Below are 11,778 nucleotides of genomic sequence, written 5' to 3'. Positions count from 1 at the left end.
GGCTCCTGAAAATGATCGGGAGCACAGCATCGGCGGATGCGCCGGTTATTAGCAGATGGGGTTCATGGATCGGTTACGATGTTGTCATGGCGGGTGTTGGTGAGACGGTTGAAGATGTGGGTAAAGCCGTGGCTTGGCTTGGCAGTGGAAAAGTGGCCATACATGATGACAGCTACGCCTTTCGGCACTCCATGAATCCGAAATACATTTCCTATGTAATGCAAACGGCAGCCTTCATTGATGAGAAGGCAAAGCATGTGTCCCGGGGGAAGGTTAACAGGCTGTTGATTGATGGGGTCAAAAAGGTCAGGGTGCCGGTGCCATACCCGAATGATCGTGAAAAGTCACTCGCGGAGCAGGCGCGCATCGTTGCCATCCTCGACAAGTTTGACACTCTGATCACCTCCATCACCGAGGGCTTGCCGCGTGAAATCGAGCTGCGCCAGAGGCAATATGAGTATTACCGCGATCTGCTGTTGAGCTTTCCAAGACCTGAACAAATAGTGGCATGAACAAACCACCCGGCCTTCGCCCCCGCCAATGGAAGGGCTTCCCCCTGTGTCGTGAGTTGATTGCGCCGATCAGCAAGGACGAGAGCGAGTAAATGACTGCCTACAAGACCATCGCCGAATCCAGCAACTTCATCGTTCTGGATAAATACACCAAGGAATGGCCGGTTGCCGAAAGCTACCAGAGCGAAGGCGATCTGGAGCGCGAGTTCATTCAGGATCTGCAGAACCAGGGTTATGAATATCTGCCCGGACTGAACGCGCCCGATGCCTTGCTCGCTAATGTGCGCGTACAGCTGCAAGCACTGAATGACGTGCAGTTTGCCGATGGCGAGTGGCTGCGGTTTGTTGAAACCTTCCTCGACAAGCCCAGCGATGGCATCGTCGAGAAGACCCGCAAGATACACGACGACTACATCCACGACTTCGTGTTTGACGACGGGCGCATCCAGAACATCTACCTGCTGGACAAGAAAAACATCACCCGCAACAAGGTGCAGGTGATCAAGCAGTTCGAGCAGACCGGCAGCCACGCCAACCGCTACGACGTGACGATTCTGGTCAATGGCCTGCCGCTGGTGCAGGTGGAGCTGAAGAAGCGTGGCGTGGCCATCCGCGAAGCCTTCAACCAGGTGCACCGCTACAGCAAGGAGAGCTTCAACAGCGAGCATTCCCTGTTCAAGTATTTGCAGCTGTTCGTGATCTCCAACGGCACCGACAGCCGCTACTTCGCCAACACCACGCAACGCAACAAAAACAGCTTCGACTTCACCATGAACTGGGCGAAGTCGGACAACACGCTGATCAAGGACCTGAAGGACTTCACGGCCACCTTCTTCCAGAAGCACACACTGCTCAATGTGCTGCTGCATTACTCGGTGTTCGACGTCAGCAACACGCTGCTGGTGATGCGGCCCTATCAGATCGCTGCCACGGAACGCATTCTGTGGAAGATCAACAGCAGCTATCAGGCCAGGAACTGGAGCACCACCGAAAGTGGCGGCTACATCTGGCACACCACCGGCAGCGGCAAGACCTTGACCAGCTTCAAGGCCGCGCGCCTGGCCACGGAGCTGGACTTCATCGACAAGGTGTTCTTCGTGGTGGACCGCAAGGATCTGGACTACCAGACCATGAAGGAATACCAGCGCTTCTCGCCGGACAGCGTCAACGGCTCGGACAGCACGGCGGGCCTGAAGCGCAACCTGGAGAAGGACGACAACAAGATCGTCGTCACCACCATCCAGAAGCTCAACAACCTGATGAAAAGTGAGGCGGACTTGCCCATCTACGGCAAGCCAGTGGTGTTCATTTTCGATGAGTGCCACCGCAGCCAGTTTGGTGAAGCCCAGAAGAACCTGAAGAAGAAGTTTAAGAAATTCTGCCAGTTCGGCTTCACTGGCACGCCCATCTTCCCGGAGAACGCCTTGGGCGCCGAAACCACGGCGAGCGTGTTTGGCCGTGAGCTGCATTCGTATGTGATCACCGATGCGATCCGCGACGAGAAGGTGCTGAAGTTCAAGGTGGACTACAACGATGTGCGCCCGCAGTTCAAGGCTATCGAGACCGAACAGGACGAGAAGAAGCTGAGTGCGGCGGAGAACCGGCAAGCCCTGCTGCACCCGGATCGTATCCGCGAGATCACCCAGTACATCCTGAACAACTTCCGGCAAAAGACCCACCGCCTGCACGCGGGCAACAAGGGCTTTAACGCTATGTTTGCGGTCAGCAGTGTGGATGCCGCCAAACTGTACTACGAGTGCTTCCGCGAGTTGCAGAAGAGCAGCGACAAGCCGCTGAAAGTGGCGACCATCTTCTCGTTTGCCGCCAACGAAGAGCAGGACGCGATTGGCGACATCCAGGACGAGAGCTTTGATGTCTCGGCCATGAACAGCAGCGCCAAGGAGTTCCTGAGCGCGGCCATCGCTGACTACAACGCCCTGTTCAAGACCAACTTCAGCGTGGACAGCAACGGCTTCCAGAACTACTACCGCGATCTGGCCAAACAGGTGAAGGCCAAGGAGATCGACCTGCTCATCGTGGTGGGTATGTTCCTGACCGGCTTTGATGCCCCCACGCTCAACACGCTGTTTGTCGACAAGAACCTGCGTTATCACGGGCTGATGCAGGCCTACTCACGTACCAATCGCATCTTCGACGCCACCAAGACCTTCGGCAACATCGTCACCTTCCGCGACCTGGAGCAGGCAACCATCGACGCCATCACTCTGTTCGGTGACAAGAACACCAAGAACGTGGTGCTGGAGAAGAGCTACAAGGAGTACATGGAAGGCTTCACCGATGCGGCTACAGGTGAAGCGCGGCGGGGCTTCATGGATGTGGTGCAGGAACTGGAAGCCCGCTTCCCTGACCCGGCCGCCATTGAGAAAGAGTCGGACAAGAAGGCCTTCGCCAAGCTGTTCGGCGAATACCTACGCGTCGAGAACGTGCTGCAGAACTATGACGAATTTGCCAGCTTGAAGGAGTTGCAAAGCGTCGATCTGGCCGACCCTGCCGCAGTTGAGACATTCAAGGCCAAGCACTACCTGAGTGACGAAGACCTGACCGCGCTGCAAGCCATCACGCTCCCGCCCGAGCGGAAGGTTCAGGACTATCGCTCGACCTACAACGACGTGCGCGACTGGCTACGCCGGGAGAAGGCGGGGGCCGAGAAAGAGAAGTCCACCATCGACTGGGATGACGTGGTCTTTGAGGTGGACCTGCTGAAGTCGCAAGAGATTAACCTGGACTACATCCTGGAACTGATTTTCGAGCACAACAAGAAGACCAAGAGCAAGTTGGAACTGGTGGATGAAGTGCGGCGTGTGATTCGCGCCAGTCTGGGTAACCGCGCGAAAGAAAGTCTGGTGGTGGACTTCATCAACCAGACCGATCTGGACAAGATTGGCGACAAGGCCAGCGTAATTGAGGCCTTCTTCACTTTCGCTCAGGCGGAACAGCAGCGAGAGGCTGCAGAGCTGATTAGCGACGAGGGCCTGAACGCAGAAGCCGCCAAGCGCTATATCACCAACTCACTGAAGCGCGAGTTTGCCACCGAGAATGGCACGGAGCTCAACGCGGTTCTGCCTAAGATGAGCCCATTGAACCCGCAATTCCTGACCAAGAAGCAGACTGTCTTCCAGAAAATCGCGGCTTTTGTAGAGAAGTTCAAAGGTGTGGGTGGGCAGATCTAAGGCAACGCTGATCTATTCGCGCGGCTCCGGCTCCGATCGCGCGGTGACATGCTCTGGCTTTCATTCTGGAGTTCGATGAAGGTCAGAGCGTGGCATCGTTGCCTCGACGGCGGAGTTCTGGCGAGACTGCAATGCTATGCTCTGACCTAGGCCCCCCTCAGCGCACCACATGCAAGAAGTGCATGTGCTGCTCGTACTGGTCGAGGATGTCCTCGATCACCTCATCGCGTGACCAGCCCATCACGTCATAGTCCTGGCCGCCCTCAAGCAGGTGCACTTCGGCGCGGAAGTACTTGCGCTCCTCGTTGCCTTCGAGCATCACGAAGCTCGGCTGCACATAGGCGCGCGGGCGCACCTCGTAGACGAAGTCCACTTCGCTGCCGTGGCGCACTTCCAGGCGCACGCGGTGATCGTCACCGCTTTGCACCTCACCGACGAGGTTCTGCTTGCGCAGCTCCTCGGCCACCGCCAGGCACGCCGGCTGCACCACCTCATCGAGGAAGCGGTTGACGTGGGCGCGGCGCGGGAACATCACCAGATTGCGCAGCCGGCGCTGCCAGCCGCCGGGGCTGCGGGTCTGGCGAGCATGCCCGGAGGTCTGGTGACGCAGCACGCGCTTGGTGGAATCCAGGTGCAGCGCCTTGAGCAGCCCCCACATCGAGGCCAGCAAAATCACCGAGAACGGCAGGGCGCTGGCGATGGTGGCGGTCTGCAGGGCGCTGAGGCCATCGGCCAGCAGCAGGGCGATGGCCACCACGCCGATCGAGCCGGCCCAGAAGATCCGCTGCCACAGCGGCGTGTGGCTGTTACCGCCAGAGGCGAGCATGTCCACCACCAGGGCGCCGGAGTCGGCCGAGGTGACGAAGAACACCACCACCATCAGGATCGCCACCACCGACAGCACGCTGGACAGCGGGAACTGCTCAAGGAAGGCGAACAGCGCCAGCGAGCTGTCCTGGTTGACCGTCTCAGCCAGGCTGACCAGACCATCCTGCATGATCATGTGGATAGCACCGTTGCCGAACACGGTCATCCACAGCAAGGTGAAGCCGGCGGGGACGAACATCACCCCGGTGACGAACTGGCGGATGGTCCGCCCGCGCGAGACCCGTGCGATGAACATGCCGACGAACGGCGACCAGGACATCCACCAGCCCCAGTACAGCAGGGTCCAGCCGCCCAGCCAGTCGGTCGGCTCGTAGGCGTAGAGGTTGAAGGTCTTGCTGACGATCTCCGACAGATAGCTGCCGGTGTTCTGCACAAAGGTCTGCAGCAGGTACACGGTGGGGCCGAGCACCAGCACCAGCGTCAGCAGCAAGACGGCCAGGCCAAGGTTCAGCTCGGAGAGGCGGCGGATGCCTTTGTCCAGCCCGGTGACCACCGACAGGGTGGCCAGCGCGGTGACGCCGATGATCAGGCCGATCTGCACCGCAGTGCCGACCGGCACGCCGAACAGGTGGTTGAGGCCGCTGTTGATCTGCAGCACGCCGTAGCCCAGCGAGGTGGCCACGCCGAACACCGTGCCGAGGATGGCGAAGATGTCCACCGCATGGCCGATCGGGCCGTGGATGCGCTCGCCGATCAAGGGATAAAGCGCCGAGCGCAGGGTCAGCGGTAGGTTATGCCGGTAGCAGAAGAAGGCGAGGATCAGCGCGACGATGGCGTAGATCGCCCAGGCATGCAGGCCCCAGTGGAAGAAGGTCAGCTTCAGTGCCTCGCGCGCTGCCTGCACGGTGTTCGGCTCGCCGACCGGCGGGGCGACGAAGTGCATCACCGGCTCGGCGACGCCGAAGAACATCAGGCCGATGCCCATGCCGGCGGAGAACAGCATGGCGAACCAGGTGGTGTTGCTGTAGTCGGGCTGGCTGTGGTCGGGGCCGAGCTTGATGTCGCCGTAGCGGCTGACGGCGAGAAACGCCACGGTGATCAGGATCAGTGCCACGGCCAGCACATAGAACCAGCTGGCGTTGCCGACGATCCAGTTCTGCACCTGGCCGAACAGGGCCTGGGCGGTCTGTGGCAGGGCCACGGCGAAGGTGACCAGGGCGAAGATCAGCAGGGCCGAGCCGAAGAACACCGGGGGGTTGAGGGTGCGCGCCAGGCGCGGGGAGGTTTCCATTGTGCAAGCGCTCCTTTTGATCGGATGGCCGCCAAGGGCGGGGCACGCAGGCACAGCCGCAGAAGATTCGCGCGGGATGCCAGCAGGCCTAGCGGCGAGCATGCTCGCCAGATTGCAGAATTTTCCAGAGATTAGCCGGCAGATGCTGCCGGTTAATCGCTGGGGCGAGGCGTCAGTCTAGCATCCTGATAGATTTTTTAGAGAAAAAATGTCCTCTCGATAGTTCGGGTGTATGGGTCAGTCGGCGCCGACACTACCCGGCCGGTACTGCAGCGCCTCGGCCAGATGAGCGCGCTGGATCTGCGCGACCGGCTCCAGATCGGCGAGGGTTCGCGCCACCCTGAGCACCCGGTGCAGGGCGCGCAGCGACAGGCGCAGGCGCTCGCCGGCCCGCTCCAGCCACAGGCGATCGGCTTCGTCCAGCGGGCAGTGGGCCTTGAGTCCGTTGAGGTCGAGATGGGCATTGGCGCAGCCCTGACGGGCCTGCTGGATCGCCTGCGCGGCCGCGACCTGCCGGGCGAGGCTGGCGCTGTCCGGCCCCTCGGCGGGCGCGTGCAGGCGGGTCGGTTCGCGGCGCACGGTCAGGTGCAGGTCGATGCGCTCAAGCAGCGGGCCGGACAGACGGCTGCGATAGCGCTGGATCTGCTCGGGGGTGCAGCGGCAGGTCTGCTCCGGATCGCCCAGGTAGCCGCAGGGGCAGGGGTTCATCGCCGCCACCAGCTGAAAGCGCGCGGGAAAGCGCAGGCGCTGCTGGCTGCGGGCAATCAGGATCTCGCCGCTCTCCAGTGGCTCGCGCAGCACCTCGAGCACGCTGCGGGCAAATTCGGCCAGCTCATCGAGAAACAGCACGCCGTGGTGGGCGAGGGTGATTTCACCCGGGCGCGGCTTGCTGCCGCCACCGACCAGCGCGGCCGCCGAGGCGCTGTGGTGGGGCTGGCGGAACGGGCGCTGCGGCCAGCCGGTCAGTGGCGTGTAGCGCTCCAGGGACTGGATGGCGGCCACCTGCAGCGCTTCTTCTTCGCTGAGTGGCGGCAGCAGCCCCGGCAGGCGGCTGGCCAGGAGGGTCTTGCCGGTACCGGGCGAGCCGCTGAGCAGCAGGTTGTGGCGGCCGGCGGCGGCAATCAGCAGGGCGCGCTTGGCGGCCAGCTGGCCTTGCACCTCGGCGATATCGGCGTGCGAAGTGGGCGCTGCGTGCGGCTCCAGTCCGTCGGCCCGCCAGCGTTGTAGCGGCTGCTCGCCACGCAGGTGGGCGGCGATCTCGGTGAGGTGCTCGGCGACGTACAGCTCCAGACCGCTGACCAGCGCCGCTTCTTCAGCATTGGCCCGCGGCACCAGCAGCGCGCGCTTGGCCTTGCGGGCGGCCAGCGCGGCCGGCAGCACGCCGCTGACCGGGCGCAGCGCACCGGACAGGGCCAGCTCACCGAGGCATTCCAGCGAGTCCAGGGCCTCGCCCGGCAACTGGCCGCTGGCGACCAGAATGCCCAGCGCGATGGCCAGATCAAAGCGCGCGCCCTCTTTGGGCAGATCGGCCGGGGCGAGACTCAGGGTGATGCGCCGGCTGGGGAACTCGAAGCCGCAGCTGTGGATCGCGCTGCGCACCCGGTCCTTGCTTTCGCGCACCGCGGTTTCCGGCAGGCCCACCAGGGTCAGCGAGGGCAGGCCGTTAGCCAGATGGGCTTCCACGCTGACCGGCGGCGCGTCGATGCCGAGCTGGGCGCGGCTGTGAATGATGGCAAAGGACATGATCTCTCCCTGATCAGGCCCGCTGGTGGCGCGTCAGTCGCGCGGGGGCTCCAGGCGGGCTTCGAGTTCGGCCACGCGCGCCTCGAGGGCTTCCAGGCGGGCGCGGGTGCGGGCCAGCACCGCCATCTGCGCATCGAACTCGTCACGCCCGACCAGATCCAGCTTGCCGAACGCACCCTGCAGCAGGGCCTTGAACTGGGCTTCCAGTTCGGCGCGGGGCAGCGGGTTATCCGCACTGAACAGGCGGCTGGCCTGGGTGGCGAGCAGGTCGAAAACGGCTTTGGGCGGCAGCATGGCGATCTTCCAGACAACGTGAGGGCGCAGTCTAGCAGATGCCCATTGCCGTGCGCGGGACCGCTACGGCGCCCGCCGCGAGCGCATGGTTGCACCGATCTGGTGCGCGATCTCTGCTGCCTCGCCCGCCGTAGGGGCTGAGCGGCCACGCCAGCGCCCGGTATGCGCGGCTTGCGGCCAGTTGGCAAGGTTTCTGCATTGATGCTCTGGCCAGTGCCACTACGTCGGGATACCCCCATGAGCCGGTGGCCAGGCTGGATCCGGCGCCTGCCGGTGGCGCGTTACAAAGGCGCGAGGCTGCGCTTAGACTTGCCTGGGGTTCATCCATCCTGGGGCAGGTCCATCACTACAGGAGCAACAACATGAAACTAGTCACCGCCATCATCAAACCCTTCAAGCTCGACGACGTGCGCGAGGCGCTGTCGGAAATCGGCGTTCAGGGCATCACCGTCACCGAGGTCAAGGGCTTCGGCCGTCAGAAAGGGCATACCGAGCTGTATCGCGGTGCCGAGTACGTGGTCGATTTCCTGCCCAAGGTGAAGATCGAGGTGGCCATCGCTGACGATCAGCTCGATGCCGTGATCGACGCCATCACCAAGGCCGCCAACACCGGCAAGATCGGCGACGGCAAAATTTTCGTGGTCAACCTGGAGCAGACCATCCGCATCCGGACCGGGGAATCCGGCACCGACGCCATCTGATACCGCGACTCCCCTGAACCCCCCTCTGCCCCAGGAGTACCCCCATGGAAACCCCCGATCTGCGGGCCCTGCAATACGGGCTCGACACCTTCTACTTCGTGATCTGCGGCGCGCTGGTGATGTGGATGGCCGCAGGTTTTGCCATGCTTGAAGCCGGCCTTGTACGGGCCAAGAACACCACCGAGATCCTCACCAAGAACATCACCCTCTACGCGGTGGCCTGTCTGATGTACATGCTGGTCGGCTACCACCTCATGTACTCCAGCCCCGAAGGCGGCTTCCTGCCCAGCCTCGGGTTCCTGATCGGTGACGAGCACAGCGTCGAGAGCGTGCTGGCCGGCGGTGCTGATGCCCCTTACTACTCGGCGCGCGCGGACTTCTTCTTCCAGGTGGTGTTTGTGGCCACCGCCATGTCGATCGTCTCCGGCGCAGTAGCCGAGCGCATGAAGCTCTGGATCTTCCTTGCCTTCGCCGTGGTGATGACCGGCTTCATCTACCCGGTGCAGGGCTACTGGAAGTGGGGCTCGGGCTTCCTCAATGAAGCCGGCTTCCTGGACTTTGCAGGCTCCGGTGTGGTGCACCTGTGCGGCGCGTCGGCGGCGCTGGCCGGGGTGCTGCTGCTTGGCCCGCGGCGCGGCAAGTACGGCGCGAACGGGCAGATCAATGCCCTGCCAGGCGCCAACCTGCCGCTGGCCACCCTGGGCACGCTGATCCTTTGGCTGGGCTGGTTCGGCTTCAACGGCGGCTCGCAGCTGAAGATGAGCACCGTCGAGGATGCCAACGCGGTGGCCAGCGCCTTCGTCAACACCAACATGGCCGCGGCCGGCGGGCTGATCGCTGCGCTGCTGCTGGCGCGGCTGATCTTCGGCAAGTCCGACCTGACCATGGCCCTCAACGGCGCACTGGCCGGGCTGGTGGCGATCACTGCCGAGCCGGTCACGCCCTCGGTGCTCTCCGCCACGCTGATCGGCATGGTCGCGGGTGCGCTGGTGTTTGGCAGCATCCTGCTGCTCGACAAGCTGCATCTGGATGATCCGGTCGGTGCGCTGTCGGTGCACGGGGTGGCCGGGATCTGGGGCCTTCTGGCGGTGCCGCTGACCAATGCGGACGCCACCTTTGCCGCGCAGCTTTTGGGCATCGTCTGCATCGTCGGCTGGGTGTTCGTCGCCAGCCTGCTGGTCTGGGGCCTGCTCAAGGTGCTGTTTGGCCTGCGGGTGGACGCCGAGGAGGAGTACACCGGCGTCGATCTGGCCGAATGCGGCATGGAAGCCTACCCGGAGTTCACCCGCAAGGCGTGAGCCTCCCCCCCGATGAGCACGACAAGGGCACCTGCGGGTGCCCTTTGTTTTTTCCGGCGCCGCGCTAGAATGCGCGCCCATGCGCTGCCGGCCAGGGGCTCGGCTCCGGCGCACTGCGTATTGCCGTCCGCCTGCGATCGAGCGTTGGCGGACTCTGATCAACCGGCTCTGCCAGCACCACGGGGGTTCGCTATGAACGAAGAAGAACTGGAACAGGACGACCTGGAGGACGTTGAGGACGTCGAAGGCGAGGACGCCGAAGAGGGCGATGACGGCTTTGCCGGCGGCGCCGATGACGACGGTGACAGCGACGACGAGGCTCCGGCCCCGGTCGCCAAGAAGGCCAAGAAGGCCGTTGAGCCCGAGGAGCTGCCCTCCATCGAGGCCAAGCAGAAGGAGCGCGATGCGCTGGCCCGTGCCATGGAGGAGTTCCTCGCGCGCGGTGGCAAGGTGCAGGAAATCGACTCCAATGTGGTCGCCGACCCGCCGAAGAAGCCGGAAGGCAAGTACGGCAGCCGCCCGATCTGAGGCCCTGTCGCACCACCCCAAAGGCGATCATGTCCGCGGCATGATCGCCTTTTTGTTGCGCGCCTCCCGGCCCTTGGGCCGCGTCTAGCCGCGTGCCAGCAGCGCCGGCAGCTGATCGAGGCGCTGGATCTCGCCGTCCGGCGCCAGTGGGCCTGTCCAGGGCTGGCGCTGCGGGTTGAACCACACCGCTCTAAGGCCCGCCTGCTGGGCGCCGGCGATGTCATCGATGGGGTGATCACCGACGTGCAGCGCCTCGTCCGGTTGCAGGTTCAGGCGGGCGAGGGCGGTCTGGAACACCCGCGGGTCCGGCTTGCCGATGCCAAGCATCTCGGCGTTGAAGGCAAAGGCAAAGTACTCGCCGATGCCGATGGCGCCGACATCGGCGTTGCCGTTGCTCAGCACACCCAGCACATGGCTTTGCGCCAGTTGGCTCAGCAGCGGGCGCACTTCGGGGAACAGGGTCACCCGCTGGCGGGCGGCGAGAAACTGCTGGAAGGCCTGCTCGCCCAGCACGCGGGCGGTCTCGGCCGGGTAACCGGCCGCTTCCAGGCTGGCCTGCAGCATGCGCCGGCGCAGGCTGCTGAGCCGCACCGCCAGCGCAGGCTCTGCTGCGAGCAGGCGCTGGCGCTGCTGGCGCAGTTGCTGCGCGGCGTCCGTCAGGCGTGGGGCGTGCTGGGCCAGCCAGTCCAGCAGCACCGCCTCGGCGGCCTGCACCACCGGCGCGGTGTGCCAGAGGGTGTCATCAAGGTCGAAGGTGATCAGGCGGATCGCCATGGCGGCTCCAGGGGCGGCAGGGGGAATTAGGGGCTGTCGTCGTCGTGCTCGGGCGGTGGGTGGCCGGGCGTGGTCTCGGTCGTGCGCCGCGCCCGCGGATGGGCCTTGCGATAGGCCTGCACCAGCTGACGAAAATCCAGCGGCGCATACAGCGCCCGGTCATAGGGTGCCTCGCGCTCGGCATCGAGAGCTTGGGTGCGGGCCAAGGCGGCGGCCTGCCGCACGCGGGCGAGGCCCGCCAGGCGAATCCGCTGCTGCACGGCGGCAATGCTCAGGCGCTGGCCATGGCGGGTGACGAACAGCGCGCTGGCTGGGTTATCGCCACCGGGCAGGCGCTGGCGCCAGTCCAGCCAGCTTTGCAGCGCCGCGCAGGCTGCCTCCGGCAGGGGCCACTCGCGGGGCAGACCGGCGCTGGCCGGGCGCCACAGGCGACGGGCCGGCAGATCCAGATCCTGCAGGGTCAGAGCGCTCAGGGCCGCCGGGCGCAGGCCGGCAGCGTCAAACAGGGCGAGCATCGCCCGGTCGCGGCAGGCAGTGAAGAGCCCCTCTGGCGCTGGGCTGGGCTGGGCGTCATCCGGCCAGTCGAACATCGGCACCTCCGGCGTGTGCAGGCCGGCC

General features: G+C 64.1%; 10 protein-coding genes. 5 read left to right on the top strand and 5 right to left on the bottom strand.

Annotated features, from left to right (window positions below):
• Together MXC11_RS08550 and MXC11_RS08545 are read left to right on the top strand one after the other, a co-directional pair.
• The coding region (locus MXC11_RS08550) for a restriction endonuclease subunit S (RefSeq protein WP_250008286.1) at positions 1-512 on the top strand (512 nt) is incomplete at its 5' end.
• Between the two features lie 92 nt (positions 513-604).
• The gene (locus MXC11_RS08545) at positions 605-3,703 is read left to right on the top strand and encodes an HsdR family type I site-specific deoxyribonuclease (RefSeq protein ID WP_250008284.1); all 3,099 of its coding nucleotides are present in this window, start codon (positions 605-607) and stop codon (positions 3,701-3,703) included.
• Positions 3,704-3,860: 157 nt separating this feature from the next.
• Here the strand turns inward: MXC11_RS08545 and MXC11_RS08540 are convergent, their stop codons facing one another.
• The 3 genes from MXC11_RS08540 to MXC11_RS08530 form a co-directional block, all read right to left on the bottom strand.
• Positions 3,861-5,822, bottom strand: a complete 1,962-nt coding sequence (locus MXC11_RS08540) for a BCCT family transporter (RefSeq protein WP_250008283.1) — start codon at positions 5,820-5,822, stop codon at positions 3,861-3,863.
• A 237-nt stretch (positions 5,823-6,059) separates the two neighbouring features.
• Positions 6,060-7,565, bottom strand: a complete 1,506-nt coding sequence (locus MXC11_RS08535) for a YifB family Mg chelatase-like AAA ATPase (RefSeq protein ID WP_250008281.1) — start codon at positions 7,563-7,565, stop codon at positions 6,060-6,062.
• 33 nt (positions 7,566-7,598) lie between these two features.
• On the bottom strand, positions 7,599-7,859 hold the full coding sequence (locus MXC11_RS08530) for an accessory factor UbiK family protein (protein WP_250008273.1): 261 nt from the start codon (positions 7,857-7,859) through the stop codon (positions 7,599-7,601).
• A 362-nt stretch (positions 7,860-8,221) separates the two neighbouring features.
• Here MXC11_RS08530 and glnK point away from each other — a divergent pair, with 362 nt between their 5' ends.
• The 3 genes from glnK to sutA all read left to right on the top strand — a co-directional run bounded on the left by glnK (position 8,222) and on the right by sutA (position 10,386).
• Positions 8,222-8,560: a P-II family nitrogen regulator gene (gene glnK / locus MXC11_RS08525; protein ID WP_250008265.1), complete on the top strand. Its 339-nt coding sequence runs from the start codon at positions 8,222-8,224 to the stop codon at positions 8,558-8,560.
• 44 nt (positions 8,561-8,604) lie between these two features.
• A complete protein-coding gene (locus MXC11_RS08520) occupies positions 8,605-9,858 on the top strand; it encodes an ammonium transporter (protein ID WP_250008249.1) in 1,254 nt (417 codons plus the stop codon).
• Between the two features lie 192 nt (positions 9,859-10,050).
• Positions 10,051-10,386 carry a transcriptional regulator SutA gene (gene sutA, locus MXC11_RS08515; RefSeq protein ID WP_250008242.1) on the top strand — a complete coding sequence of 112 codons (336 nt, stop codon included), beginning with the start codon at positions 10,051-10,053 and terminating at the stop codon, positions 10,384-10,386.
• 84 nt (positions 10,387-10,470) lie between these two features.
• Here sutA and MXC11_RS08510 read toward each other — a convergent pair whose 3' ends face one another.
• Complete coding sequence (locus MXC11_RS08510) at positions 10,471-11,160, bottom strand: HAD family hydrolase (RefSeq protein ID WP_250008234.1); 690 nt, start codon at positions 11,158-11,160, stop codon at positions 10,471-10,473.
• 26 nt (positions 11,161-11,186) lie between these two features.
• The gene (locus MXC11_RS08505) at positions 11,187-11,750 is read right to left on the bottom strand and encodes a site-specific integrase (protein WP_250008227.1); all 564 of its coding nucleotides are present in this window, start codon (positions 11,748-11,750) and stop codon (positions 11,187-11,189) included.
• Positions 11,751-11,778: the final 28 nt, after the last annotated feature.

Origin of the sequence: Pseudomonas eutrophicaquae (assembly GCF_023544715.1) — a bacterium.
GTDB lineage: Bacteria > Pseudomonadota > Gammaproteobacteria > Pseudomonadales > Pseudomonadaceae > Geopseudomonas.
The sequence above is the reverse complement of the archived record's forward strand: the minus strand, read 5'-3'. Positions and strand labels throughout refer to the sequence as shown.

What these genes read in the sequence shown, in the direction of transcription:
- MXC11_RS08530 (WP_250008273.1), bottom strand. Translation starts at nt 7,859, where the DNA reads ATGCTGCCGCCCAAAGCCGTTTTCGACCTGCTCGCCACCCAGGCCAGC.
- MXC11_RS08535 (WP_250008281.1), bottom strand. Translation starts at nt 7,565, where the DNA reads ATGTCCTTTGCCATCATTCACAGCCGCGCCCAGCTCGGCATCGACGCG.
- MXC11_RS08510 (WP_250008234.1), bottom strand. Translation starts at nt 11,160, where the DNA reads ATGGCGATCCGCCTGATCACCTTCGACCTTGATGACACCCTCTGGCAC.
- MXC11_RS08520 (WP_250008249.1), top strand. Translation starts at nt 8,605, where the DNA reads ATGGAAACCCCCGATCTGCGGGCCCTGCAATACGGGCTCGACACCTTC.
- MXC11_RS08540 (WP_250008283.1), bottom strand. Translation starts at nt 5,822, where the DNA reads ATGGAAACCTCCCCGCGCCTGGCGCGCACCCTCAACCCCCCGGTGTTC.
- glnK (WP_250008265.1), top strand. Translation starts at nt 8,222, where the DNA reads ATGAAACTAGTCACCGCCATCATCAAACCCTTCAAGCTCGACGACGTG.
- sutA (WP_250008242.1), top strand. Translation starts at nt 10,051, where the DNA reads ATGAACGAAGAAGAACTGGAACAGGACGACCTGGAGGACGTTGAGGAC.
- MXC11_RS08505 (WP_250008227.1), bottom strand. Translation starts at nt 11,750, where the DNA reads ATGTTCGACTGGCCGGATGACGCCCAGCCCAGCCCAGCGCCAGAGGGG.
- MXC11_RS08545 (WP_250008284.1), top strand. Translation starts at nt 605, where the DNA reads ATGACTGCCTACAAGACCATCGCCGAATCCAGCAACTTCATCGTTCTG.